Genomic DNA, 25,293 nt, shown 5'->3' on the forward strand with positions numbered 1-25,293 from the left:
ATCCGCATACTCGTCATTCTGTGCCGATCGGTGGGCATCTCTCCCCTAGCAGTTGCCAGCACCGGCTCACTCGATCGGCCAGCTTGCCCTTCCCCTCAGCCGCGTTCGCGGTTGTCTGCCGTATCCATAAGAACGCCTGAATCCTCCCTGCCCATCTGGGCTGCGCTGGCATTCCGGGCTCAGAGAGGAGACTGCATCGCCATGCTTATCCGTTCGCTTCCCATGCTGTTGTCTGCCGTTGCGCTCGGCATTTCTGCGCAGGCCGTTGCCAAAGACGCGCCCAAGACGACTACCCAGACCATCGCTGTAGCCGGCCTGTCAAAACCCGCCGACATCCTGATCGACCGCTGGGGCGTGCCGCATATCTACGCCAAGAGCGAAGACGATGGCTTCTTCGCCCAAGGCTTCAACGCGGCGCGAGACCGCCTGTTCCAGATCGACTTGTGGCGCCGCCGGGGCCTGGGGCAACTTTCGGAAGTATTCGGGCCGGCCTATGTCGAGCAGGATCGCGCGACGCGGCTGTTCCTCTATCGCGGCGACATGCAAGTCGAATGGAATCACTACAGCCCCGATGCGCAGCGCATTGCCACGCGCTTCGTTGCCGGCATCAACGCGTATGTCGACTGGCTGGCCAAGCATCCGGAGCAGATACCGTTCGAGTTCCGCAAGCTGAACTACACGCCCGCGCACTGGGCGCCGGAAGACGTGGTCCGCATCCGCAGCCACGGGCTGACGCGCAATCTGCAATCGGAGGTCGCACGGGCCAACGTGGCGTGCAAGGCCAACCTTGCTGACGACACCATCCGCTTCGGCCTCCAGCCTGCCTGGCAAACCCAGTTGCCCGAAGGCCTGGACCCGTGCCTGCCGAAGGATCTGCTGAAGGTCTTCACGCTCGCCACGCAGGGCGTGCGTCTCACGCCCGAATCGCTCAAGGGCGTAGACGTCGACAGCACGCGCGTGGCCACCGCCGCCAACCTTGAAGAGACCATGGAGGGCAGCAACAACTGGGTCATCGCGCCGGGCAAATCCACCACCGGCCGCGCCGTGATGGCCAACGACCCGCACCGCGCGTATTCGGCACCGAGCCTGCGCTACATCGCCCACGTCAGCACACCTACGCTCGACATCATCGGCGCCGGAGAACCATCGCTGCCGGCCGTATCGATCGGGCATAACGGGCACGTCGCGTTCGGCCTGACCATCTTCAACATCGACCAGGAAGACCTTTACGTCTACGAGCTGAACCCGGCCAACAACAGCGAATACCGCTACAACGGCGGCTGGGAGCCCTTCACCGTGCTGCATGAAACCGTGAAGGTGCGCGGCGGTGAATCCCACCCCGTCGACCTGACGTTCACGCGGCACGGCCCTGTCATCTACATCGATGCCGAGAAGCACCGCGCGTATGCCGTGCGCTCGGCATGGCTGTCGCCGGGTATGTCGCCGTATTTCGGCTCGGTGGGCTACATGCGTGCACGCACCTTCGCGCAGTTCAAGCAGTCGATGATGAACTGGGGCGCCCCCACCGAAAACCAGGTCTATGCGGACACGAAAGGCAACATCGGCTGGGTGCCGGGCGGCCTCGCCCCGATCCGCCCGAACTGGGACGGCCTGCTGCCCGTACCCGGTGACGGCCGCTTCGAATGGGCCGGCTTCTGGCGCGGCGATCAACTGCCCAGCACCTACAACCCGAAGTCAGGCTACTTCACCTCGTCCAACGAGATGAACCTGCCGCCGGATTACCCGTACCGCGAGCGGAAACTGGGCTTTGAGTGGACCAACGGCTCACGCCACGCACGCATTGACGAAGTGCTGGCCAAGATGGACAAGGTGTCGATCGAAGATTCGATGCGCCTGCAGAACGACATGGTGTCGATCCCGGCGCGCAGGCTGATGGCACTGCTGTCGCCGCTATCGTCCAACGACGCCGACACGCAGGCCGCGCTCAATCTGTTCAAGGGTTGGAACGCAACCATGCTGGCGGATTCGCCGCAGGCCGCGCTGCATGAGGTCTGGTTCACGCACCATCTGGGCCGCGCGTTCAAGAACGCCGTGCTCTCCAAGGCGGGCGCCGAGGTGATGGCCGCGCCCGATACCGCCGTCATGCTCGACACGCTCGAACACCCGCAAGGCAGCGAACGCAAATTTGGCGAAGACCCGCAGCAAGCCGCCTCCAAGCGCGATGCCGTGCTGCTCGCCAGCCTGAAGCTGGCGTGGAACGATATGGTCAGGCGCCAGGGCCCGAACCCTCAAGCGTGGAACTGGGGCCAGTTGCACCACAACCTGAACGCCCATCCGTTCGCCGCCATCGTCGACGAAGCCACGCGCGCCAAGCTCAACGTCGGCCCCACTCCCGAAGGCGGCAGCCCCTACACGCCCAACCAATCGACATATCGCGCGACAGATTTCCTGCAGACCAACGGCCCATCGTTCCGCACGGTGGTGGACGTCGGCAACTGGGACAACTCGCGCGCCGTCAACCTGCCCGGCCAGTCCGGTGACCCCGACAGCCCGCACTACCGCGACCTGGCCCCGCTGTGGCTCAAGGGCGAATACTTCCCGCTGCTGTATTCGCGCAAGGCGGTGGAGGCGGCGACCGAGTCGCGAGTGCATCTGGTGCCGGCCAAGTAAGCACACGACGCACAAAAGAGAAACGCCACCGCAAACAATGCGGTGGCGTTTCTCTTTACCCAACAAGTTCGCATGGCACGAACACAGGCACACGAGGGTTTGGCCGTACCCTGCCCTATGCGGCGCCTTGAATTTTTGTGAGCGGGCGGAAAAAGGAAGGAGGCTTGTCTGAGCGCAGCGAGTTTGCCTACTTCCCCGCACGGTCACATAAATTCAAGGAATCTTTCGCCGCATCGGGCGCGCCTTTCTTTGCTTACTTTCTTTGGCAAGACAAAGAAAGTGAGTCAGCCCCGGCAGGGGATGAAACACAAAGCCCACCCGCAACGCCCATTCAAGCAGCCTGAACCGAGGCCAACGCCGCCCGCACCACCTCCGCCCGAGGAATCGGCGCAACCGCGCTATACCCAGTCGTAGAAATCGCCGCAGCCACATTCGCATACCGCGCCGCCTCTACCGGCGAATCCCCCGCCACGATCCGCGCCACGAACGACCCGCCAAAGCAATCGCCCGCGCCGGTCGCGTCAATCGCATTGACGGTGTGACGCGGCACCAGCGTGCGCGACTCGGGCGTGGCCACGTAGCAGCCTTCCGCGCCCATCTTGAGCGCCACCAGCTTCACGCCCCAGTCGAGCAGCGTATCGACAATGCCATCGCGGTCATGGCAGTCGAGCAGTACCGTCACATCGTCCCAACTGGGCAGGCACAGATCGCACGTGCGCATCGCTTCCTGCATCACGGCGCGTGCACGCGCGAGCGGCCACAGGCGCAAGCGCAGGTTGGTGTCGAACGACACCAGCACACCCGACGCCCGCGCATGCGCCATCGCCGCCAAACCCGCGTCGCAGGCCGTATCGCTGATGGCGAGGCTGATACCCGACAGGTGAAACGCCTTGGCCGCCGCAATCGCCTGCAGCGGCAGTTGCGTCGTCTGGAAGCGGCTCGCGGCCGAGCCCGCGCGCAGATAGTCGAAGTGGTGGCCACGCGAATCGTGCGACACGAAGTACAGGCCCGTGGGCGCCTGCGCATCGGTGTGCACGTAGGTGTGATCCACGCCTTCGTCCCGCCATAGCGCGCGCAGCGCTTGGCCGAAGCGGTCGGCGCCCACCGCGCTGATGTAGCCGGTGCGTGCGCCCTGACGTGCCGCCGCAATGCAGAAGTTCGACGTATCGCCGCCGAAGCCGAAATTCCACGACGTGCTGCCGGAATCCGCCTGGTTGAACTCGATCAGCGCTTCGCCGTAGGCGAGGATGTCTGCCATGGGCGCTCTCGCTCAGAAGTAGGTCTGCACAACGTCGACCACGTTGTACGCATCGTCAACCACCGAAATCTGGCGCCACTTGTCGAACGTCAGGCACGGGTGCGAGATATCGAAGGCGATCATGTCGCCCACCTTGATGTCATCGCCGGGGGCGATCTTCAGGTAGGCATGCTGATCCATCATGCCGGTAACTTCCCAGTGCGCGGGGGTGGCCGAGGGCGTCTTGTCACCCGGGCGGAAATGCAGCACCGGCAGCGGCAGGCCGGCGTCGAATGCAGCGTCACGTTTGCCCATTGCGATGATGGCGCGTTCAGCTTCAGGCACGGATTGCACATAGGCCCAAAGCTGGAGCGCCGGCAGCAGGCTCGAACGCATCTTGTGCGCGATCGGGTTGTTGGCGTCGATACGGGCCTGCGCCGCGCGGTAGATGCCCACGTCGTGGGTCAGGTAGCAGCCCGGGCGCAGCACGACATCCAGCGGCTGGCCGATATTGGCCTTGGCGAACTCTTCGGCCACCACGTCGTACCAGGCCGACCCCGCGCCGGTCAGCACGGCCGGCGTGCGTTGCAGGCGACCCGCCTTCGCCAGATCCCCCATCACCGTCACGGCGCGCTGCAGGAAGGCACGGATATCGGCCTCTTCCTTGATCACGCCCTCATAGACTTCAACGCCTGCGAGCTTGACGGCGCTGTTAGCACGCGTAAGCGCGTCGAGCACCGATTGCAGTTGCGCGTCATCACGCACGCCGGTGCGGCCGCCCTGCACGCCCAGCTCGATCAGAACCTGGATCGGACGGCCGACCTTGCCGAAGAAGGCGGCAAGCTGGTCGACCTGATCCGCCGCATCCACCAGGCAGAAGAACTCGAACGTCGGGTCGGCCAGCAGCTCAGCCAGGATGCCCATGTTGCGCTTGCCGACCAACTGGTTGGCCATCAGGACGCGGCGCACGCCTTGGGCATAAGCAACGCGCGTCTGGTGCGCCGTTGCCAGCGTAATGCCCCATGCACCGCCGGCCAGCTGGCGCTGGAACAGGCGCGGGGCCATCGTGGTCTTGCCGTGCGGCGCGAGCTTGGCACCGTATTCGCTCACGAAGCGCTGCATCCAGGCCAGGTTGTGCTCCACACGCGATTGCGAGAGCACCGCCGCGGGCAGGTTCAGGTCTTCGTTCAACACATTCCAACGCTGGGCAGCAATCTGCTCCGGCGCGCATGCGGTTTCCAACGCACCCAAGCCCTTGTCGAGCGGGTTGACGACGGCGTTGGCGTCTCCTTGGTACTTTGTATCACTCATGGGAATCGACTCGCGTTCCTTTGGGGGTAAACATCGGGTTGACACAATGATAGCGGCGAAATTATTCTCCCGGCCAGCCTGTTACAAAGTACCAAAGCACTCTCCAAGCCGCTATCCGGACGACTACCGGGGGCCAGAATGCGAGACCCTAAGCCCGATCTCATGCGTGAACCGATGGACATCGTGACCCGACTCTCCCAGCGCGCCGCAGAACTGCGCCCCGCCGAGCAGAAGGTCGCGCAGACGGTCTTGAGCGACATTGCCGAAGCCGCCGCCGGCAGCATCCAGACGCTGGCCGAACGCGCTGGCGTGAGTGAGGCCAGCGTCACACGTTTTGCCAAGGCGATGGGTTGCCGCGACGTGCGTGAACTCAAGCTCAAGCTAGCGCAGGCAGCCGCAGTCGGCCAGCGCTTTCTGGATGGCGGCGCAGACCGCCCGCCCTCCAGCGCCGACGGCATCCTGGCCGACATCAGCAATGTGCTGGAGGCCAACCGCGCGCTGGTGCAGCCCGAGGCGTTCCGCGCCGCGGCGGTGGCGCTGGTGGCGGCGCGCATGATTGCCGTATTCGGCATGGGTGGCGGCTCGACCACCATGGCCGATGAAATGCGCTACCGCCTCGCGCGCCTGGGACGGCCGGTCACCACCTATCATGATTCGATGCTGCAGCGGATGGTCGCAGCCACGCTCAGCCCGGACGATGTGGTGGTCGTGTTTTCCGTCACCGGGCACGTACCAGAGGTGATCGACAGCGTGACCATCGCGCGCGAGTACGGCGCCAAAATCGTCGCCATCACGGCCATCGGCTCGCCGCTGGCGGCGCTGGCCGATGTCTTGCTGCCGATCCAGGCCATGGAAACCGATTTCATCTTCAAGCCGTCGTCATCGCGCTACGCCATGATGATGATGATCGACCTGCTGGCCACCGAGGTCGCACTGCAGCAGGCCGATCGCAGCAAGGAGCTCTTACGGCGCATCAAGTACGTGCTCGATGCGCATCGCGGCGGCGGCAATCGCCAGCCGCTCGGAGATTGAGCAGGAGCAGCACATGCAGCAGTACGACACCGTCATCCGTCAGGTCCGCATTGTGGACGGCAGCGGCCACGAACCCGAGGCCACGCTGTTCGACGTGGCCATCACCGACGGCCGCATCGCCGCCATCGCCACATCCGACTCCACCGCCTGGCTGGGGGATGCGGAAATCGCCGGCGAAGGCCGCGTCCTCGCCCCCGGCTTCATCGACGTGCATACGCACGACGACACCAACGTGATCCGCACGCCCGACATGCTTTGCAAGGTGTCGCAGGGCATTACGACGGTCATCGTGGGGAACTGCGGCATCAGCGCGTCGCCCGCTACGCTGAAGGGCGAACCGCCCGACCCGATGAACCTGCTCGGGCCCGCCAGCGCGTTTGCGTACCCGACCTTCGCGTCGTACGTGGATGCCGTGGAGCGCGCCAAGCCGGCGGTGAACGTCGCCGCGCTGGTCGGCCACACGGCGCTGCGCAACAACCACCTGGACCGCCTCGACCGCCCCGCCACTCCTGATGAAGTCGAGGGCATGCGCACACAACTGCGCGAGGCGCTCGACCACGGCGCGCTGGGCCTGTCGACCGGTCTGGCCTACGCCAACGCCTTTGCGTCGACCACCGAGGAAGTGATGGGTCTGGCGGAGCCGCTGGCCGAGGCCGGCGCCATCTACACGACGCATCTACGTACCGAATTTGCCGCGATTCTGGATGCGATGGACGAGGCGTATCGCATCGGCAAGCATGCGCGCGTGCCCATCGTGATCTCGCACCTGAAGTGCGCGGGCGCCGCCAACTGGGGCCGTGCCGGCGAAGTGCTGGAATCGATCGAAGGTGCGCAGCGCTATCAGCCCGTAGGGTGCGACTGCTATCCGTACACCGCAAGCTCGTCCACGCTTGACCTCAAGCAGGTGACGGACGAATTCGACATCTTCATCACGTGGTCGGAGCCCGAGCCCGGCATGGCCGGACAGACGCTCAAGGAGATCGCCGCCGCGTGGGGCACCGACCTGATGGACGCCGCCCGCCGCCTGCAGCCGGCCGGTGCCGTGTACCACAACATGTCCGCGCAGGATCTGGATCGCATCATCACCCACCCTGCGACGGTCATCGGCTCCGACGGCCTGCCGAACGATCCGAAACCGCATCCGCGCCTATGGGGCGCCTTTCCGCGCGTGCTGGGGTACTACAGCCGCGAGCGCAAGCTGCTCTCGCTGTCGGCCGCCATCCGCAAGATGACAGGCCAGTCCGCCGAGCGCTTCGGCCTGACCGAACGCGGCCTGGTGCGCGAGGGCTATTGGGCGGATCTCGTTTTGTTCGATCCCGAAACGGTGCGCGATGTCGCCACCTTTACCGACCCGCAGCAACCCGCGGCGGGTATTGCGGCAGTGTGGGTCAACGGCCATCTGTCATATCAGGGTGGTGCCGCGCAGCCCGCGGTACAGACACCCGGCGCGGGGCGCTTTCTCAAGCGCGGGCCGCGTGCGCAGGCAGTTGCGGCCACCGAAGTCCACTGAAATCCGAGTTTGTTTGAGAGTTTTGAAAGAAGGAACGTAGCGATGACGATTACCCGAATTGGCGTTGAAGGCGGCACCGGCACCGGTGGCCAGCACCTCCCCTTTGCCCGCGCGGCCGGCGCAGACGGCTGGCTGTTCGTCTCGGGCCAGACGCCCATGGTGAACGGCGAGGTGGTCGGCAGCGGCATCGTCGAGCAATCGCACCAGACCATCAAGAACGTGCTCGCCATCCTGGCCGAAGCGGGCTACGGCCCCGAACACGTCGTGCGCTGCGGTGTGTGGCTGGATGATCCGCGCGACTTCCAGTCGTTCAACAAGGTGTTCAAGGAGTACTTCGGCGCCAACCCGCCCGCACGTGCGTGCGTGGTGTCGAGCATGGTGATCGACTGCAAGGTTGAAGTCGATTGCGTGGCCTACAAGAAGCCGTAACGCGCAATACAAGTGCAATTCAAAACGGGCGCCCGCACAACGGCGCGCCCACGACAACAAGAGCCGTGAATATCCCTGAGGAGGAAACCCGATGGTCCCGATGCAAGGCAACTCGCTATTGCTGACCGCCGCGCTGGCGGTGGTTGCGCTGATCTACCTGATTGCAGTCCAGAAACTGAACCCGTTCGTCACGCTGATCGTCGTCTCGCTCGCGCTGGGCGTGGTGGTCGGCATGCCGATGGGCAATATCGTCAAGGCGTTCGAAACCGGTGTGGGCGGCACCCTCGGCCACATTGCGCTGGTGGTGGGCCTCGGGACGATGCTCGGCAAGATGATGGCGGAATCCGGGGGTGCCGAGCGCATTGCCAAAACGCTCATCAGTGCCTTTGGCGAGAAAAACGCGCACTGGGCCATGATGGTCGTGGCGTTCATCATCGGTTTGCCGGTGTTCTTTGAAGTCGGTTTCGTGCTGCTGATCCCGATTGCCTTCAACGTGGCCAAGCGTACGGGCACGCCGATCCTGATGGTCGGCCTGCCGATGGTGGCCGGCCTGTCGGTGGTGCACGGCCTGATCCCCCCGCACCCGGCCGCGCTGCTGGCGGTGACGGCTTACCAGGCCGACATCGGCAAGACCATCATGTATGCGCTGATCGTCGGCCTGCCGACGGCCATCCTGGCTGGTCCGCTGTGGGCAATGCTGGTCTCGCGCTACGTCAAGCCGGACGAGAACAACCCGCTGGCCGCGCAATTTGTTGAAGCCGACCAGAAGCGCGAACTGCCGGGCTTTGGCGTGACGCTGTTCACGATCCTGCTGCCGGTGGTGCTGATGCTGATCGGCAGCTGGGCCGACCTGATCGCCGCGCCCAAGACGCTGGCGAACGACATTCTCAAGCTGGCAGGCAACTCGGTGATGGCCCTGCTGATTGCTGCCATCGTGAGCTTCTACACGTTCGGCAAGGCACGCGGCTTCAACCGCGAGACCATCCTCAAGTTCACCAACGAGTGCCTGGCACCGATCGCCACGATCACGCTGGTGGTGGGCGCGGGCGGCGGTTTCGGCCAGATCCTGCGTGACTCGGGCGTGTCGAAGGCCATCGTGGCTGTCGCCACCGATGCCCATCTGTCGCCGCTGCTGCTGGGCTGGGTGGTGGCTGTGCTGATCCGTATCGCCACGGGTTCGGCCACTGTTGCAATGACGACCGCCTGCGGCATCGTGGCCCCGATCGCCGCAGCCTCGGGCGCCGCCGTCAAGCCGGAGCTGATGGTGCTGGCCACCGGCGCCGGGTCGCTGATCCTGTCGCACGTGAACGACGGCGGCTTCTGGCTGGTGAAAGAGTATTTCAACCTGACCGTGCCGCAGACCTTCAAGACATGGACGGTGCTGGAAACCATCATCTCGATCGTCGCGCTGCTGCTCACGCTTGCGCTGGCGACCGTCGCTTAAGCTTGTTCCGTTGAAGTTGATCTAGGAGAACGTTGTGGGTATCGATTCCGTCGTCAAGGCCGGCCCGGTCATCCCGGTGCTGCAGTTCCAATCTGTCGATGAAGGCGTCAAGGTGTGCCGCGCGCTGTACGAGGGCGGTATCCGCACGTTCGAGATCACGATGCGCACGCCGGTGGCGCTGGATGTGATCCGTGCGGTGGTGAATGACCTGGGCAGCGATGCCATCGTCGGTGCCGGCACGCTCACGCGGCCGGAGCATTTCCAGCAGGCGAAGGATGCCGGTGCGGTGTTCGCGGTGTCGCCAGGCATTACGCCCATGTTGGCCGTGGCACAAGCCAAGACAGAACTGGACTGGCTGCCGGGCATCGCTACGCCGTCCGAGCTGATCCTGGCACTGGAGTTCGGCCTGAACACGCTCAAGTTCTTCCCGGCCGAAGCGGCGGGCGGCATCCCGATGCTCAAGTCGATCTACGGACCGTTCGGCGATGTGCGTTTCTGCCCAACCGGCGGCATCACGCCGCAAAGCGCGCCCGACTACCTCGCGCTGCCCAACGTGGTGTGCGTAGGCGGCTCGTGGATGGTGCCCAAGGACAAGGTCGCTGCCGGCGACTGGGCAGGCATCACGGCGCTCGCAAAGGAAGCGGCCGCGCTCAAGCGGTAAGTCAACCTCGCCCCTTTCGCGCGGCCGGCTTTGGCGTTAGACGAAGCTGACCGCGCGCTCCATCTGCTCCCGGTATTGAACGATGTCTTCAATGGTCAGCACCGGCAGGTTGTGCTGATCAGCGAAACGCACCGCGTCGTCCCGGCGCGCCATGGTGCCGTCGGGCAGCATCAACTCGCATAGCACGGCAGCCGGCGGCAGGCCCGCCAGGCGTGCCAGGTCGACCGAGCCCTCGGTATGACCGCGCCGCGCCAATACACCACCCTCCTTAGCCACCAGCGGAAACACATGCCCGGGGCTGACGACCGATTGCGTATCGGCGTCGTCCGCAATGGCTGCGCGGATGGTCGTGATGCGGTCCGCCGCTGACACGCCGGTACTGACGCCCGTGCGTGCCTCGATCGACACCGTGAACGCCGTGCCGTACTGGCTGCGGTTGTCTTCCACCATCGGGCGCAAGCCGAGCGATGCGCTCTTCTCCGCCGTCAGGCACAGGCAGACGATGCCGCTGCACTCGCGAATGAGCATGGCCATGCTGGCCTGCGTGAGCCTGTCGGCAGCGACGATGAGGTCGGCCTCGTTCTCGCGGTCGGCATCGTCGAGCACGACAACGGGCACGCCCAGCCGCACCGCATCAAGCGCAGCGGCCATGCGCGCGGGCATGTCGGCCGGATCAAAGCGGGCGTCGATGGCGTCAAGCATCACATTGCGGGCAGGCAATGCGGGCGGGTGAACTACAGGGGATTGCTGAGTGGACAACATGGAAACGCTCCTCGCAAGATTGGCGACAAGACGTTCCAGGGCAAGCAGACAAACACGCGCGCGCCATGCAGCGGCGCAGCCCGGCGCAGCCCGGCGCAAAGCCAAGCGCGCCCCTGTCGCACGGGCGTGTTGTTCCGCACATCTTCTTCCATCCGGACTCTGACCGTCGGCCCCGGCATCTCACCGGATCTGCTGACCCTTGCATGCAGGCGCATGCAAGGCGCTCGCGGGCTCACGGACGCACGGTCCGCCTACCGCCGGTGGGGAATTCCACCCCGCCCTGAAGACGTACTGAACCGGCAGGATCGCCGGCAAGCGCAATGCTACCGCAACAAGTTGCAACGATTCGACCCTACTGACGGGGCGGGCAAAGTGCTATCTCGCTATCTCGTTCACTGCGCCCGGGCCAGCATGGCATGCAGCAGCACATCGGCGCCGCGCGTCACATCTTCGGGCAGCGCGTCTTCGGCTTCGTTGTGGCTCAGACCGTTGACGCACGGGATGAAGATCATCGCCGTCGGGCAATGTTTAGCGATGTGGATGGCGTCGTGCCCGGCGCCACTCACGATGCGCTGGTGCGGGTAGTCGAGTGCTTCCACCGCATCGGCCACCGCCTTCACGCAGGCCGCGTCGAACAGCGTGGCCGGGCTGACCCAATGCTGGTCGATCTGCACGGCCAGGCCACGGCGCTCGGCAATGGCGGCAAAACGCTCACGCAGCGCGGTTTCCATCTCGGCGATGCGGGCGTCTTCGTGGTGACGCAAGTCCACCGTGAAGGTGAGATCGGCGGCGATGGTGTTGCGCGAGGCATTGCGGATACCGACTTCGCCAATGGTCACCAGACCATGCGGGGCAAACATCTCGACCAGCGTTTCCAGCGAGGCCGCCATCTCAGCGGCCGCGAACATCGCATCGCGCCGGAAGCGCATTGGCGTGGTGCCCGCATGCGCCGCCTGGCCCTGCACACGCACATCGAGCCAGCGGATCGCCTGCCCGCCGGTAACGACGCCAATCGGCACGCCGTTCTCTTCCAGGATCGGGCCTTGCTCGATATGCGCCTCGAAATACGCGTCGAACGGCACACCGGGAATGGCGCGTTCGCCTGCGTAGCCGGTCGCCGCCAGCGCATCGGCCACGGAGACGCCCTGCGCATCACGCGAGGCCAGCGCCTGTTCCAGCGGCATCACACCCGCAAATGCGGCAGAGCCCAACATGGCGGGCGTGAAGCGCGCCCCCTCCTCGTTGGTCCACACAACGATCTCGATGGGCTTGTCCGTTTCGATGCCCGCGTCGTTGAGCGTGCGCACGACTTCCAGCGCGGCCAGCACGCCGTAGACGCCATCAAAGCGCCCGCCTTCGGGCTGCGTGTCGAGATGGCTGCCGCTCGCCACAGCGCGGGCTTCGGCGGACTTGCCGGCGCGGCGTGCGAACAGATTGCCGACGCGGTCGGTGCTGAGCGTCATGCCCGCGTCTTCGCACCAGCGCGCAAACAGCGCGCGCCCAGCGGCGTCTTCTTTCGTCAGCGCGAGGCGCCGCACGCCGCCCTTGAACGTGCCCCCAACAGCTGCCATTTCCATCAGGCTCGACCACAGCCGCGCCCCGTTGACCTTCAACATGTCTCCATTCCTTTGCATGCACGCCGACCGGCTCGGCGCATCCAGCCGTCTTTATCTGGCAATCGCAAAATGCGCGTCAAATTGCGAATCTTTATTCGGGCTATAAATCGGGCAAATACGGCTGGCGCGATGCGTGCATTCCGTCGTTGCTGCGACCGGCGGGAAATGGCTCTGTAGAGCTCAACGGCAATCGGCGGACTTCTTCGCCCGCGCGCATGATGTGAATGGCGGTGGCCTGGCGGCCGATCAATGGCACGTCGATGGCGAGAAACATGCGCAGCAGGTCAGGGGCAGAGTCTGGACATTTGGCCGGGCTAACCATCCGCTAATCCGGCATCGACTAGAATCCCCCCTTTCCGACCGTGCCCGCGAAGTTCACCCCAGCATGGAATCCCGCCTCGTTTCTTCCCGCCGCTCGCCATGGATGGCGCTGATTGTCATCGCGCTCATCGCCGTATTCCTCGCGCTGTGGACGGATGACCTGTTCCAACGTTCCACCCTCTTCCGGCCAGATGAAGGCCGCTATGCGGAGATCCCGCGCGAGATGGTGGTCTCGGGCGATTGGGTGACTCCGCGCCTAAACGACCTCAAATACTTCGAGAAGCCGCCCCTGCAGTACTGGACGACGGCCGCCACGTTCCAGGCATTCGGCGTCAATGCCTGGGGTGCGCGCCTGTGGCCGGTGCTGTTCGGCCTGGGCGGCATCCTGATGACGGCCTGGACGCTGGCGGTCTATCGCGGTGGGCGCGCGGCGGCAACCGGTGCGGCGATTCTCGCCTCATCGCTGCTGTATCTGCTGTTCGGCCAAGTCATCACGCTCGACATGGGCGTGGGCTTCTTCCTGACCGTCGGTGCGTGCGGTTTTGCGTTGGCCCAGCGGCCCGGTGCATCGCGTCGCGGGCAGCTCGCTTGGATGCTGGTGGTCTGGCTGGCGCTGGCGGGCGCGACACTCACCAAGGGCTTGATCGGGCTGGTCGTCCCGGGCTTGATCGGCGTGGCCTACCTGCTGATGACGCGGGACTGGGCACTGATCCGCCGCATGCATTGGCTACCCGGCCTTGCGCTGTACCTGATCGCCACGGTGCCATGGTTCGTCGTCGTGCAGGAGCGCAACCCCGAGTTCTTCCATTTCTTCTTCATCCACGAGCATTTCGAGCGCTTCCTGACCAACGAGCACCATCGCAGCGGCAAGTGGTGGTACTTCATTGCGGTGGGCCTGGCTGGGCTGCTGCCGTGGACGCCCCTGTTGTTTGCGGCCATCGGCCGGCGCATGGGGCGCGTGGCCGATCTCTTCGTTGGCACGCGACAGTTTGACCTGATGCGCTGGTCGATTGCGTGGGCGGGGATGATTTTCCTGTTCTTCTCGGTATCCAACTCGAAGCTGCCGGGCTACATCGTGCCGGCCTTCCCTGCGCTGGCGATTGCGCTGGCTTTGGCGCTGGAGAAGATGCCCACGCGCGCCGTTGCGTGGTCGCTGGGCGTCAATCTGATGATCGCTGTCGGCCTGTGGTTTGCGGTGCCGATGATCGGCGCCAAGGCCGGCGCGAAGATGCCCGCCGAACAGGTTGCGCTGGCCATGCCTGCGTTACGTCAGGTGATGGCCATGCTGGCCGTCGGCACGCTGGCTGCACTTGTGGCGCTGCGCTGGCAAAGGCGCACCGTGGCCGTGATCGTGCTGTCGATCTCCGCCCTGCTCTGCTGGGACCGCGTGCTCAACGCCAGCGAGATCTTCCGCGACGCACTGTCTGCCCGCGACGTCATCGAAAAGACGCTGAGCGCGACGGGCCAGATTCCTGCCGAGACGCCGTTCTACTCGGTCGAGTGGCTAGATCAGACAGCTATCTACTACCTCGGTCGCCCAATGACACTGGTCTCGGGCTTTGACGAACTGGAAATGGGCGCCGGCCTGGAGCCGAGCAAGGTCGTTGCCACCACAGACGAATGGATCAAGCGCTGGACCGACGGGCCACCCGCCTACGCATTCATGCGCCGCACCACGTGGCAGAAACTCCAAGCCGCCGGTGTGCCGATGCGCCTGGTGGCCGAATCTGCCGACAAGGTGGTGGTGGCGCGGCGGTAAGCGCATCTCCAAACCATTCGCCTCCTCCAAACAAAAAGGGCCGCAACATCTGCGGCCCTTTTTCATTGCCTGCGGCAACTGCCCGCACTTACCACGTACAACTTCCGCGCAGGAACGCCCATTCCTCGCATTCATCCCCGCCAGGGCTGACGCAGGTTCCCACGTCAGCGCCGTTGGCACGGGTGGAAAATTCAAGTTGACCTCCGCGCTGCAGGCAATACGTGGATGCCGGATTCGCCATGCCTGGCGTTGCGCGCGGGGGTTCCGTGTCTGCGGCAGGCGGTGGGGCGTAGGCCGGCGGCTGAGACGGCGCCGGCTGCATGGCCGGGGACGGCGGCAGCGTGGTCACCGGCGCGGGTGCCGGTGCAGGCACAGGCGGTGGCGCGGGCTGGATGGTCATGCGCGGCGGCTGCCACGGAGGCATCGGCGACGAGCAGGCCGCCAAGCCCATCGCCAGCACACACGCGGCAACGGCGGCGGCCATGCGGGCCTGGCCAGCATCCTTGACGAGACAGACAGCGCGATTCATGCGTTTTCCTCCCGGAGTTCTGGTGAACGCACGCAACAAGCGTGCTTGCCTCGCCTAGGATAGCTCACGCAATCGCTTGCCCGTGTGTCAGTCGGGCAATCGGTCGGGCGATCGGGCGATCAAGCCGCCGCTGTTGAGACCGGAAACCGCATGGTGATGCGAAAACCCGGCGATGGCGCGTCCGCAGCCGACGGCCCGACCGCGAGCTCACCGCCCAGGTGACGCACCAGCCGATCGACGATTGCCAGGCCGAGCCCGCAATGCGCATTGCCGCCGCGCGCCGGGTCCAGGCGCACAAAGGGCCGCATGACGCGGTCAAAGTCGGCAACGGGGATGCCCGCGCCATGGTCTTCCACCGTCAGCGTGTAGCCGGTTTCATCCACCGTGGTGCGGATGTTGACAGGCTCGGCGCCATACGCGAACGCGTTGTCGAGCAGGTTGACGACGATGCGCTCCAGATGCGTCGGCTTGAGGCGGAAGCGGTCTCCCGCATGCAGATCGAGCGCGACATGCTTACCCTGCTCGGCAAACGGCTGCACCAGGCCGCGCAGATGGCGGTCGACCGACACCTCGCGCGCCTCGCTATCGCCGCTTTGCGCATAGGCGAGAAACTGTTCGACGATGGCCGACATGGATTCAACGTCGCGTTCGATACCGGCGCCTGCTTTCTGGTCGGCCAGCATTTCGGCGCGCAGGCGCAGGCGTGACAGCGGCGTCTTCAGGTCGTGCGCAATGCCGGCCAGCATGGTGTTGCGCTCTTCGTCGGCGGCCGACAGGTCAGCAGCCATATGGTTGAACTGATCGGTCAACTGGCGGAGTTCGTACGGGCCGCGCTCCTTAAGGGGGGCCACGTAACGACGCCGGGCCAGCGCACCGGCCGCATCGGCCAGCTCGCGCACGGGGCGCTGAATCTGCCACGCCGCAAACAGCGAGAACGCAATGGCAATCGCCAGCACCACCATCACGCCCGGCACAACGGCCGAGATGGTGGGCGGCGCATGCACCCACACCAGCGGCATGGCGATCCACTTGTTGCGCTGCGGAAAGCGCACGAACACGCGGGGCGTGGGGCCCGCTTCGAGCCGCAACTGCGTGTCGGATGGCAAACGGCGCGCAAGCTGTCGCACCAATTCCGCAGATTTGTCAGATGCCGACGACGCGTCGCCCGAAGGCGGCTCAGCGGTTTCGGTCACGAGGTCAGGGAGTTTGACCTTCAGATGACCATCCATCGCTGCCTGGAAGGCCTGCAACTGGAACGCCATCTGATCCACCGAAGCCTGGAACTGCCGCTCGCGCCGCTCCGCGCGCAGCACGCCCAGCCATGAGAAATGGCTGAGCACCAGCACCACCACGATCAGCACCGCCAGCCGGCCGAACAGCGTGTCGAATCTAGCCTTGAACTTCATTGACCTCTTCCCGCTCGTCCGGCACGAAGGTGTAGCCGCGGCCGCGCACGGTCTGGATGTACCGCGGGCGCTGCGCGTCTTCCTCCAGCACGCGGCGCAGGCGCCAGATCTGCACATCGATGCCCCGGTCGGACACGCCGCTGCCCGGCCCGTACATCAGCTCGACGATGTGCTCGCGCGTGAGCACCTGCATCGCATGCCCGATCAGCAGCTTGAGCAGCGCGAATTCGGTATCGCTGATGGAGAGTGCGTTGTCGCCGCGAAACAGCGTGCGCATGCGGAAGTTGAGCTTGAACGGGCCGAAGCTGAAGCTGTCGCGGTCTTCCGGAGCCGATGCCGGCACGGCCAGGCGCCGGCGCAGCACCGCGTTGATGCGGGCGAGCAGCTCGCGCGGCGAGAACGGCTTGCCGAGATAGTCGTCGGCGCCGATTTCCAGGCCGATGATGCGATCGATCTCGTCGCTGCGGGCGGTGAGCAGGATGACGGGCACGTCGTCGTTGCGGGCACGCAGGTCGCGCAGGGCGGACAGGCCATCCACCTTGGGCATCATCAGGTCGAGCACGACGAGTGCGGGGCGCTCCCGTTCGAGCCGGGCGCCCAGCCCATCGCCGTCGTGCAGCACGGAAACGGCAAAACCCTGCTGGGTCAGGTATTCGCGCAGAAGGTCGCGCAGTTCGACGTCGTCATCGACGACCAGGATCTTGGTGCCGCTCATCTGTCTGGTGGAGTGTCTGGTATGCGCAGGAAGGTGTGCTCATGATAGCGATTGTGGCCACCACGAATCGCGCGCACTTTCACCATATTGTTTCGCCCGGTAACACCGCAATGGGTTTGTAATCTGCCGTAATAGAACCCGCTGCGCGACTCATTCTGCGCAAAGGCGTTGCCTTTAAGCTGCGGTCTGACTGGCACGGGCGCCAGCTATGATGTGCGCTCGTCCCCATATTGCTAAGAACAGGAACGCCAACATGTCCGATCCCAAGGACCAGAAGCCCGGCCAGTTTGACGACGCCGGCCGCCGTACGCACGAGGGGAAGGAGACGCCCAACGAGGTGTCTTCGACGCTGCTGCCGCCCCCGCGCGAGGGTGGCAAGGGCCGCCGCTGGGGCATCTGGGTGGTGATCATTATCCTGGTGCTGATCGGCTATGCGGTCTACCACGCGAAGTACCGCAATGCGGGCGGCCCGGCAGGGCGAGGTGGCCCCGGTGGGCGCGGGGCGGCCATGGCGGGCAAGCCGATGCCGGTGATGGTCGGCACGGCCGTCAAAGGCGACATCAACGTGGTGCTGTCGGCGCTGGGCAATGTCACGCCGGTCAACAACGTGACGGTCAAGACGCGTGTGGATGGCCAGCTCGTGCGCCTGGCGTTTACCGAGGGGCAGACCGTCAGGGCCGGCGACCTGCTTGCCGAGGTTGACCCGCGTACCTATCAGGCGCAGCTCGCCCAGGCGGAAGGTCAGCTTGCGCGCGATCAGGCGCTGCTGCAAAACGCCAAGCTCGACCTGCAGCGCTATCAGACGCTGCTCTCGCAGGATTCGATCTCCAAGCAGCAGGTGGACACGCAGGCCGCGCTGGTGCGCCAGTACGACGGCACGGTCAAGCTGGACCAGGGCAACGTTGACAACGCACGCGTGCAGCTTTCCTATACGCGCATCACCGCGCCGGTGTCTGGCCGGGTTGGCCTGCGCCAGGTGGACCCGGGCAACATCGTGCACGCCTCGGACACCAACGGCATCGTGGTCATCACGCAGATCGACCCGATCACCGTCATCTATTCCATTCCTGAAGACAACCTGCCCAAGGTCATGCCGCGCCTGCAGTCCGGCGACAAACTGCCGGTGGAAGCCTGGGACCGCGGCCAGACCACGCAGCTCGCGCGCGGCGTACTCATGACGGTGGACAACACCATCGACAACACCACCGGTACGGTCAAGCTGCGTGCGCAGTTCCCGAATCAGAACGCCATGCTGTTCCCGAACCAGTTCGTGAACGTGCGCATGCGGGTGGATACGCTACGCGACGTGGTGATCGTGCCGGGCGCGGCTATCCAGCGCGGCACGCAGGGCACCTTCGTCTACGTGGTCGGCGAAGACAACAAGGTGGCGCTGCGCGTGGTCAAGCTGGGCGTGACCGAAGGGGAACGCGTGTCGGTTGCGCAAGGCCTGCAGCCCGGCGAGCGTGTGGTGATCGATGGTGCCGACAAGCTGCGCGACGGCTCGCCGGTGGAGGTGATCCAGCCGGGCGCCGCCGCAAGCGCACCCGCCGCCGGCCAGGCCCACCAGGGCGGGCGTCATCGCCGTGGCCAGGGCGGCGCTTCGGCACCCGCCGCGAGTGCCCCGGCTGCCAAGCCGTAAGCCCTGAGTCGTGCATTGCGTGCACTCGCCTGACGAAGTCTTCTGTTCCGAGCTGGCATGAATCCCTCCCGAATCTTCATCCTCCGGCCCGTGGCGACCACGCTGTTGATGGTCGCCATCCTGCTCTCGGGCCTGGTGGCGTACCGGATGCTGCCGCTCTCTGCGCTGCCCGAGGTCGACTACCCGACCATCCAGGTCACGACGCTGTACCCGGGTGCCAGCCCCGACGTGATGACGTCGTCCATCACCGCACCGCTGGAGCGGCAGTTCGGGCAGATGCCGGGCTTGAAGCAGATGACGTCGTCCAGCTCAGGCGGCGCCTCGGTCATCACGCTGCAGTTTGACCTGTCCCTCTCGCTCGACATTGCGGAGCAGGAGGTACAGGCGGCCATCAACGCGGCCGGCAACCTGCTGCCCAACGACCTGCCGATGCCGCCGATCTACAGCAAGGTGAACCCGGCCGACGCGCCGATCCTCACGCTGGCGATCACCTCCAACACGATGCCGTTGCCCAAGCTGGAAGACCTGGTCGACACGCGCATCGCGCAAAAGCTATCGCAGTTGCCGGGCATTGGCCTGGTCAGCATCAGCGGCGGGCAGCGGCCGGCCGTACGCATCCAGGCCAATACGTCAGCGCTAGCCGCGCTCGGGCTGTCGATCGATGACATCCGCACCGCCATCGGCACCGCCAACGTGAATGGCGCCAAGGGCAGCTTCGACGGCCCGATGCGCGCCTCCACCATCGATGCCAACGATCAACTCAAGTCAGCCGCCGAGTACGGCAAGATGATCGTCGCCTACAAGAACGGCGCGCCCATCCGACTGACCGACGTTGCGCAGATCGTTGACGGCGCTGAAAACAGCAAGCTGGCCGCGTGGTCCAACACCACCCCCGCCATCATCCTGAACGTGCAGCGCCAGCCTGGCGCCAACGTGATCGAGGTGGTCAACCGTGCCAAGGCGCTTTTGCCACAGTTGAAAGAAACGCTGCCCGGCAACGTTGAGGTGTCGCTGCTGACCGACCGCACCACGACGATCCGCGCCTCGGTATCGGACGTGCAGTTCGAGCTGATGCTGGCCGTGGCGCTGGTCGTGATGGTGATCTTCCTGTTCCTGCGTAACGTGCCGGCCACGGTCATTCCGGCGGTGGCGGTGCCGCTGTCGCTGGTCGGTACGTTCGGCGTGATGTACCTGGCGGGGTTTTCGATCAACAACCTCACGCTGATGGCGCTCACGATTGCCACTGGCTTCGTGGTCGACGATGCCATCGTCATGATCGAAAACATCGCCCGCTACATCGAAGAGGGCGACCCACCGATGGAGGCCGCACTCAAAGGCTCCAAGCAGATCGGCTTCACGATCATCTCGCTGACGTTCTCGCTCATCGCCGTGCTGATTCCGCTGCTGTTCATGGGCGACGTGGTTGGGCGGCTGTTCCGCGAGTTTGCAATCACGCTGGCGGTATCGATCCTGATCTCGGCCGTGGTGTCGCTCACGCTTACGCCGATGATGTGCGCGCGCTTGCTCAAGCACATTCCCGAAGCCGAGCAATCGCGCTTCTATCACGCTGCCGGCGCGTTCTTCGACAACGTCATCGCGCGGTACGGCCGCATGCTGCAATGGGTGCTTGACCGACAGAAGACCACGCTGCTGGTGGCCATCGGCACGCTGGTGCTGACGGGCCTGCTGTATGTGGTGGTGCCCAAGGGGTTCTTCCCCGTGCAGGACACCGGCGTGATCCAGGGCATTTCCGATGCATCGCAGTCGATCTCGTTCTCGGCCATGGCCGAACGGCAGCAGAAGCTGGCCGAGGTGGTGCTGAAAGACCCTGCGGTCGAGAGCCTGTCGTCGTTCATCGGCGTGGATGGCGTGAACACCACGCTCAACAGCGGGCGCATGCTGATCAACCTCAAGCCGAAGGATAAACGCGACGCCGACGCCACCGAGATCATTCAGCGCCTGCAGCCCGAATTGGCCAAGGTGGCGGGTATCTCGCTGTACATGCAGCCGGTGCAGGACCTGACGATTGAAGACCGCGTGAGCCGCACGCAGTACCAGTTCACGGTGGAAGATCCGGACCCGAACAACCTCTCGAAGTGGGTGCCGAGACTCGTTGAACGACTGCAGCAGACCAACGAGCTGCGCGACGTGGCGAGCGACTTGCAGGACAACGGCTTGCGCGCCTACGTGCAGGTCGACCGCGACAAGGCGGCGGTGTACGGCATCACGATGGCGGCGGTCGACAGCGTGCTGTACAGCGCCTACGGCCAGCGCCTGATTTCGACCATCTTCACGCAATCGAACCAGTACCGCGTGGTGCTCGAAACGGACCCGAAGATGCAGCTTGGGCCGCAATCGCTGTATGACCTGCACGTGGCATCGAGCAGCGGCCAACAGATTCCGTTGGGCGCGTTTGCCACGGTGGTGGAACAACCGGGCTCGCTGGTGGTGAACCATCAGGGCCAATTCCCGGCGGCAACCATTTCGTTCAACCTGGCGCCGCATGCTTCGCTGGGCGCGGCGGTCGACACGATCAATGCCGTCGAACAGGAAATCGGCTTGCCTGCCAGCATGCAAACAAGTTTCCAGGGTGCGGCACTGGCGTTCCGTGCGTCGCTGTCGAATCAGTTGTGGCTGATCCTGGCAGCCGTCATCACGATGTACATCGTGCTGGGCGTGTTGTACGAAAGCACGATCCATCCGGTGACAATCCTCTCGACGCTTCCGTCGGCCGGCGTGGGTGCCCTGCTGTCGCTGCTGGTGTCAGGCAAGGACATGGGCATCATTGCGATCATCGGGATCATCCTGCTGATCGGTATCGTCAAGAAGAACGCGATCATGATGATCGACTTCGCGCTGGAGGCCGAGCGCGAGCAGGGGATGGCCCCGCGCGACGCCATCTACCAGGCGTGCCTGCTACGCTTCCGTCCGATTCTGATGACGACCATGGCCGCCCTGCTGGGTGCCCTGCCGCTGATGCTCGGCACGGGCGTGGGCTCCGAGTTGCGCCAGCCGCTGGGGATCACGATGGTGGGCGGCCTGCTGGTCAGCCAGGTGCTGACGCTGTTCACCACGCCGGTCATCTATCTGGCCTTCGACAACGTGGGCGAACGCCTGCGTGACTGGCGAGCGCGCCGTGCTGCCCGACGCCACGGCGCTCCGGGCGCCAACCAATCTGGCGGGCCGCGATGAATCTGTCCGCCACCTTCATCGCGCGGCCGGTTGCGACGGCGCTGCTGACTATCGGTGTGGCGTTGGCCGGTATCGCGGCGTTCCGCCTGCTGCCGGTGTCGCCGCTGCCGCAGGTGGACTTTCCGACCATCTCGGTCAACGCATCGCTGCCGGGCGCCAGCCCCGAAACGATGGCGGCTACCGTGGCGACGCCACTGGAGCGATCACTCGGCCGCATCGCGGGCATTACCGAGATGACTTCGTCCAGCTCGCTCGGTTCGTCGCGGATCACGCTGCAGTTTGACCTGTCGCGCGACATCGACGGCGCTGCGCGCGACGTGCAGGCTGCCATCAATGCGTCGCGCAGCCTGCTGCCTTCGGGCTTGCCGAGCAACCCGACGTATCGGAAGGTCAATCCGGCCGATGCGCCGATCATGATCGTGGGGCTGACGTCCGACACCAAGTCGCGCGGCGAGCTGTACGACGCGGCCTCGACCATCCTTGCGCAGAAGCTGTCGCAAGTGAACGGCGTGGGCCAGGTCACCATCGGCGGTGCGTCGCTGCCGGCGGTGCGGGTGGAGCTGAATCCGATGGCACTGAACAAGTACGGTATCTCGATGGAGACCGTGCGCACCGTCATCGCCAGCACCAACGCGAACAAGCCCAAGGGCATGATGGAATCCGGCGAGCGCGTCTGGACCATCTACGCCAACGACCAGGCCAAGAAGGCTGCCGAATACCAGTCGCTCATCGTCGCCTGGCGCAAGGGCTCGCCGGTGCGGCTGGCCGACGTGGCGGACGTCAGTGACAGCGTGCAGGACATTCGCAACTACGGCTCAGCCAACGGCAAGCCATCGGTGCTGCTCATCATCAGCCGGCAACCGGGCGCCAACATCATCGACACGGTCGACCGCATCAACGACATCCTGCCGTACCTGCGCAACACCATTCCCGCGCAGATCAACCTCGATGTGATGATGGACCGCACGCCCACCATCCGCGCCTCGCTCAGGGATGTGGAGCGCACGCTGGTGCTGTCGATCGCGCTGGTGATCATGGTGGTGTTCCTGTTCCTGCGCAACGTGCGGGCAACGCTCATTCCGAGCGTGGCGGTGCCGGTCTCGCTCATCGGCACATTCGGGGTGATGTACTTGTGCGGCTACAGCCTCGACAACCTTTCGCTGATGGCCTTGACCGTGGCGACAGGCTTTGTGGTGGACGACGCCATCGTCGTGCTCGAGAACGTCTCGCGCCACATCGAGAACGGCATGCGGCCCATGCAGGCGGCACTCAAGGGCGCGCGCGAGGTCGGCTTTACCGTGGTGTCGATGAGCCTGTCGCTGATTGCCGTGTTTATCCCGCTGCTGATGATGGGCGGCATCGTGGGACGGCTGTTCCGTGAATTTGCGGTGACGCTGTCGGTCGCCATCCTGGTGTCGCTAGTGGTGTCACTCACCACCACACCGATGATGTGTGCGCGCTTGCTCAAGCCCGCTGCCGAGGAAGAACACGGCTGGTTCCACCGCAAGACCGAAGGCTTCTTCACCTTCCTGCTCGACATCTATCGCAACTCGCTGGCGTGGGCGCTGCGGCACAGCTGGCTCACGCTGCTGATCCTGTTTGCGACGGTTTGCCTGAACGTCTATCTGTACATCATCGTGCCCAAGGGGTTCTTCCCCCAGCAGGACACAGGCCGCGTGATCGGCAACATCCAGGCAGACCAGGCCATCTCGTTCCAGGCCATGCGCACGAAGGTGACCGATTTCATCCACATCATTCAGCAAGACCCTGCGGTTGAAAACGTGGTCGGCTTCACAGGCGGCAGCCAGCGTAACAGCGGCTTCATGTTCATCCAACTCAAGCCATTGGCCGAGCGGAAACTCTCTGCCGATCAGGTGATCAATCGCCTGCGGGGCAAGTTGGCGCGCGAGCCAGGTGCGAGCCTGTTCCTTCAATCGGTACAGGACATCCGCGTGGGGGGCCGGGCGAGCAATGCGCAGTACCAATACACGTTGCAGGCCGATGACCTGAACGAGCTGCGCGCGTGGGATCCGAAAATCAAGCAGGCACTCACGCAGGTGAAATCGCTGACAGACGTCAACACCGATACGCAGGACAAGGGCTTGCAGACCTCCCTCGTCATCGACCGCGACAAGGCGAAATCGCTCGGCATCAACCCAAGCGATGTCGACAATGCGCTGAACAACGCGTTCGGACAGCGCCAGGTGTCGACCATCTACAACCCGCTCAACCAGTACCGCGTGGTGATGGAAGCCGCGCCGCAGTACTGGCAGAACCCCGACGGCCTGCGGGACATTTACCTCATCACATCGACAGGTGCGCAGGTGCCGCTGTCGACCTTCTCGCACTACGAGCCGACCAACACGGCGCTGGCGGTCAACCACCAGGGGCAATTCGCGGCGAGCACGATCTCGTTCAACCTGGCCCCCGGGGCATCGCTGTCGGGTGCCACGCAGGACATTCAGGACGCCATGAACCGCATCGGCGTGCCATCCTCCGTGCACGGCAGTTTCCAGGGCACCGCCAAGGCGTTCCAGGATTCGCTCTCCAGCCAGCCCGTGCTGATTCTGTTTGCGCTCATCACCATCTACATCGTGCTGGGCGTGCTGTACGAGAGCTACGTGCACCCCATCACGATTCTGTCGACGCTGCCTTCGGCCGGTGTCGGGGCGCTGCTGGCGCTGATCATTACTGATACGGACTTTTCGATCATCGCGTTGATCGGCGTGATTCTGCTCATCGGCATCGTCAAGAAGAACGCAATCATGATGATCGACTTCGCGCTGGAGGCCGAGCGCAGCCAGGGCATGAGCCCTGCGGATGCGATCTTCCACGCCTGCGTGCTGCGCTTCCGACCGATCTTGATGACGACGATGGCCGCGCTGCTGGGCGCCCTGCCCCTGGCGCTCGGCCATGGCGACGGCGCGGAGCTGCGCACGCCGCTGGGCATCTCTATCGTTGGCGGGCTGCTGGTCAGCCAGATCCTCACGCTCTACACCACGCCGGTGGTCTACCTGGCGCTTGACCGGCTGCGCCTGCGTCGCGCCGGGCGCACCAAGGACACACCGCTGCCCGCATTGGATTCGCAAGGAAGCTGAA

The 25,293-nt window shown here is 64.8% G+C and carries 18 protein-coding genes and 1 riboswitch; of the genes, 10 read left to right on the top strand and 8 right to left on the bottom strand.

Annotation, left to right across the window (positions count from 1 at the left end):
- Positions 1-201: 201 nt before the first annotated feature.
- Positions 202-2,631, top strand: a complete 2,430-nt coding sequence (locus DOD19_RS22345) for a penicillin acylase family protein (RefSeq protein WP_112188177.1) — start codon at positions 202-204, stop codon at positions 2,629-2,631.
- Between the two features lie 331 nt (positions 2,632-2,962).
- Here the strand turns inward: DOD19_RS22345 and DOD19_RS22355 are convergent, their stop codons facing one another.
- On the bottom strand, positions 2,963-3,889 hold the full coding sequence (locus DOD19_RS22355) for a sugar kinase (protein ID WP_112188179.1): 927 nt from the start codon (positions 3,887-3,889) through the stop codon (positions 2,963-2,965).
- 12 nt (positions 3,890-3,901) lie between these two features.
- A complete protein-coding gene (locus DOD19_RS22360; protein WP_112188181.1) occupies positions 3,902-5,179 on the bottom strand; it encodes an amino acid deaminase in 1,278 nt (425 codons plus the stop codon).
- A gap of 162 nt (positions 5,180-5,341) precedes the next feature.
- Here DOD19_RS22360 and DOD19_RS22365 point away from each other — a divergent pair, with 162 nt between their 5' ends.
- From DOD19_RS22365 to DOD19_RS22385, 5 genes are all read left to right on the top strand, one after another.
- Complete coding sequence (locus DOD19_RS22365; protein ID WP_024978603.1) at positions 5,342-6,211, top strand: MurR/RpiR family transcriptional regulator; 870 nt, start codon at positions 5,342-5,344, stop codon at positions 6,209-6,211.
- Between the two features lie 13 nt (positions 6,212-6,224).
- Entirely contained in the window at positions 6,225-7,721 is a 1,497-nt protein-coding gene (locus DOD19_RS22370) for an amidohydrolase family protein (RefSeq protein ID WP_112188259.1), read from the top strand.
- 42 nt (positions 7,722-7,763) lie between these two features.
- The gene (locus DOD19_RS22375) at positions 7,764-8,150 is read left to right on the top strand and encodes a RidA family protein (protein WP_024978601.1); all 387 of its coding nucleotides are present in this window, start codon (positions 7,764-7,766) and stop codon (positions 8,148-8,150) included.
- 91 nt (positions 8,151-8,241) lie between these two features.
- A complete protein-coding gene (locus DOD19_RS22380; protein WP_112188183.1) occupies positions 8,242-9,594 on the top strand; it encodes a gluconate:H+ symporter in 1,353 nt (450 codons plus the stop codon).
- 34 nt (positions 9,595-9,628) lie between these two features.
- Positions 9,629-10,255 (top strand): bifunctional 4-hydroxy-2-oxoglutarate aldolase/2-dehydro-3-deoxy-phosphogluconate aldolase, encoded by a 627-nt coding sequence (locus tag DOD19_RS22385; RefSeq protein ID WP_024978599.1) that lies wholly within the window; start codon positions 9,629-9,631, stop codon positions 10,253-10,255.
- Between the two features lie 36 nt (positions 10,256-10,291).
- Here DOD19_RS22385 and ribB read toward each other — a convergent pair whose 3' ends face one another.
- The 3 genes from ribB to DOD19_RS27580 form a co-directional block, all read right to left on the bottom strand.
- Positions 10,292-11,017 (bottom strand): 3,4-dihydroxy-2-butanone-4-phosphate synthase, encoded by a 726-nt coding sequence (gene ribB, locus DOD19_RS22390; protein ID WP_112188185.1) that lies wholly within the window; start codon positions 11,015-11,017, stop codon positions 10,292-10,294.
- A gap of 136 nt (positions 11,018-11,153) precedes the next feature.
- Positions 11,154-11,309: riboswitch (FMN riboswitch) on the bottom strand.
- 100 nt (positions 11,310-11,409) lie between these two features.
- Entirely contained in the window at positions 11,410-12,633 is a 1,224-nt protein-coding gene (locus DOD19_RS22395) for a Zn-dependent hydrolase (RefSeq protein ID WP_239498082.1), read from the bottom strand.
- A gap of 100 nt (positions 12,634-12,733) precedes the next feature.
- A complete protein-coding gene (locus DOD19_RS27580; RefSeq protein ID WP_162634443.1) occupies positions 12,734-12,907 on the bottom strand; it encodes a hypothetical protein in 174 nt (57 codons plus the stop codon).
- Between the two features lie 111 nt (positions 12,908-13,018).
- Here DOD19_RS27580 and DOD19_RS22400 point away from each other — a divergent pair, with 111 nt between their 5' ends.
- Complete coding sequence (locus tag DOD19_RS22400; protein ID WP_204360095.1) at positions 13,019-14,713, top strand: glycosyltransferase family 39 protein; 1,695 nt, start codon at positions 13,019-13,021, stop codon at positions 14,711-14,713.
- A gap of 88 nt (positions 14,714-14,801) precedes the next feature.
- On the opposite strand, the gene DOD19_RS22405 is transcribed toward DOD19_RS22400, so the two are convergent.
- The 3 genes from DOD19_RS22405 to DOD19_RS22415 all read right to left on the bottom strand — a co-directional run bounded on the left by DOD19_RS22405 (position 14,802) and on the right by DOD19_RS22415 (position 17,363).
- On the bottom strand, positions 14,802-15,242 hold the full coding sequence (locus DOD19_RS22405; RefSeq protein ID WP_112188191.1) for a DUF333 domain-containing protein: 441 nt from the start codon (positions 15,240-15,242) through the stop codon (positions 14,802-14,804).
- Positions 15,243-15,361: 119 nt separating this feature from the next.
- Positions 15,362-16,648 (bottom strand): ATP-binding protein, encoded by a 1,287-nt coding sequence (locus tag DOD19_RS22410; RefSeq protein ID WP_024978594.1) that lies wholly within the window; start codon positions 16,646-16,648, stop codon positions 15,362-15,364.
- Positions 16,632-17,363 (bottom strand): response regulator, encoded by a 732-nt coding sequence (locus tag DOD19_RS22415; protein WP_112188193.1) that lies wholly within the window; start codon positions 17,361-17,363, stop codon positions 16,632-16,634. The genes DOD19_RS22410 and DOD19_RS22415 overlap by 17 nt, the downstream gene beginning before the upstream one ends.
- 253 nt (positions 17,364-17,616) lie before the next feature.
- Between DOD19_RS22415 and DOD19_RS22420 the strand changes: the two genes are divergently transcribed.
- The 3 genes from DOD19_RS22420 to DOD19_RS22430 are packed head-to-tail and all read left to right on the top strand — an operon-like array spanning position 17,617 to position 25,292.
- Positions 17,617-19,002 (top strand): MdtA/MuxA family multidrug efflux RND transporter periplasmic adaptor subunit, encoded by a 1,386-nt coding sequence (locus DOD19_RS22420; RefSeq protein ID WP_024978592.1) that lies wholly within the window; start codon positions 17,617-17,619, stop codon positions 19,000-19,002.
- 57 nt (positions 19,003-19,059) lie between these two features.
- Positions 19,060-22,194 carry an MdtB/MuxB family multidrug efflux RND transporter permease subunit gene (locus DOD19_RS22425; protein ID WP_112188195.1) on the top strand — a complete coding sequence of 1,045 codons (3,135 nt, stop codon included), beginning with the start codon at positions 19,060-19,062 and terminating at the stop codon, positions 22,192-22,194.
- A complete protein-coding gene (locus DOD19_RS22430) occupies positions 22,191-25,292 on the top strand; it encodes a multidrug efflux RND transporter permease subunit (RefSeq protein WP_024978590.1) in 3,102 nt (1,033 codons plus the stop codon). Before DOD19_RS22425 ends, DOD19_RS22430 begins: the two co-directional genes overlap by 4 nt.
- Position 25,293 lies beyond the last annotated feature (1 nt).

Origin of the sequence: Ralstonia sp. GX3-BWBA (assembly GCF_003290055.1) — a bacterium.
GTDB lineage: Bacteria > Pseudomonadota > Gammaproteobacteria > Burkholderiales > Burkholderiaceae > Ralstonia > Ralstonia holmesii.

What these genes read in the sequence shown, in the direction of transcription:
- DOD19_RS22360 (WP_112188181.1), bottom strand. Translation starts at nt 5,179, where the DNA reads ATGAGTGATACAAAGTACCAAGGAGACGCCAACGCCGTCGTCAACCCG.
- DOD19_RS22405 (WP_112188191.1), bottom strand. Translation starts at nt 15,242, where the DNA reads ATGAATCGCGCTGTCTGTCTCGTCAAGGATGCTGGCCAGGCCCGCATG.
- DOD19_RS22375 (WP_024978601.1), top strand. Translation starts at nt 7,764, where the DNA reads ATGACGATTACCCGAATTGGCGTTGAAGGCGGCACCGGCACCGGTGGC.
- DOD19_RS22415 (WP_112188193.1), bottom strand. Translation starts at nt 17,363, where the DNA reads ATGAGCGGCACCAAGATCCTGGTCGTCGATGACGACGTCGAACTGCGC.
- DOD19_RS22430 (WP_024978590.1), top strand. Translation starts at nt 22,191, where the DNA reads ATGAATCTGTCCGCCACCTTCATCGCGCGGCCGGTTGCGACGGCGCTG.
- DOD19_RS22410 (WP_024978594.1), bottom strand. Translation starts at nt 16,648, where the DNA reads ATGAAGTTCAAGGCTAGATTCGACACGCTGTTCGGCCGGCTGGCGGTG.
- DOD19_RS22355 (WP_112188179.1), bottom strand. Translation starts at nt 3,889, where the DNA reads ATGGCAGACATCCTCGCCTACGGCGAAGCGCTGATCGAGTTCAACCAG.
- DOD19_RS27580 (WP_162634443.1), bottom strand. Translation starts at nt 12,907, where the DNA reads ATGTTTCTCGCCATCGACGTGCCATTGATCGGCCGCCAGGCCACCGCC.
- ribB (WP_112188185.1), bottom strand. Translation starts at nt 11,017, where the DNA reads ATGTTGTCCACTCAGCAATCCCCTGTAGTTCACCCGCCCGCATTGCCT.
- DOD19_RS22395 (WP_239498082.1), bottom strand. Translation starts at nt 12,633, where the DNA reads ATGTTGAAGGTCAACGGGGCGCGGCTGTGGTCGAGCCTGATGGAAATG.
- DOD19_RS22370 (WP_112188259.1), top strand. Translation starts at nt 6,225, where the DNA reads ATGCAGCAGTACGACACCGTCATCCGTCAGGTCCGCATTGTGGACGGC.
- DOD19_RS22380 (WP_112188183.1), top strand. Translation starts at nt 8,242, where the DNA reads ATGGTCCCGATGCAAGGCAACTCGCTATTGCTGACCGCCGCGCTGGCG.
- DOD19_RS22400 (WP_204360095.1), top strand. Translation starts at nt 13,019, where the DNA reads ATGGAATCCCGCCTCGTTTCTTCCCGCCGCTCGCCATGGATGGCGCTG.
- DOD19_RS22425 (WP_112188195.1), top strand. Translation starts at nt 19,060, where the DNA reads ATGAATCCCTCCCGAATCTTCATCCTCCGGCCCGTGGCGACCACGCTG.
- DOD19_RS22420 (WP_024978592.1), top strand. Translation starts at nt 17,617, where the DNA reads ATGTCCGATCCCAAGGACCAGAAGCCCGGCCAGTTTGACGACGCCGGC.
- DOD19_RS22345 (WP_112188177.1), top strand. Translation starts at nt 202, where the DNA reads ATGCTTATCCGTTCGCTTCCCATGCTGTTGTCTGCCGTTGCGCTCGGC.
- DOD19_RS22365 (WP_024978603.1), top strand. Translation starts at nt 5,342, where the DNA reads ATGCGTGAACCGATGGACATCGTGACCCGACTCTCCCAGCGCGCCGCA.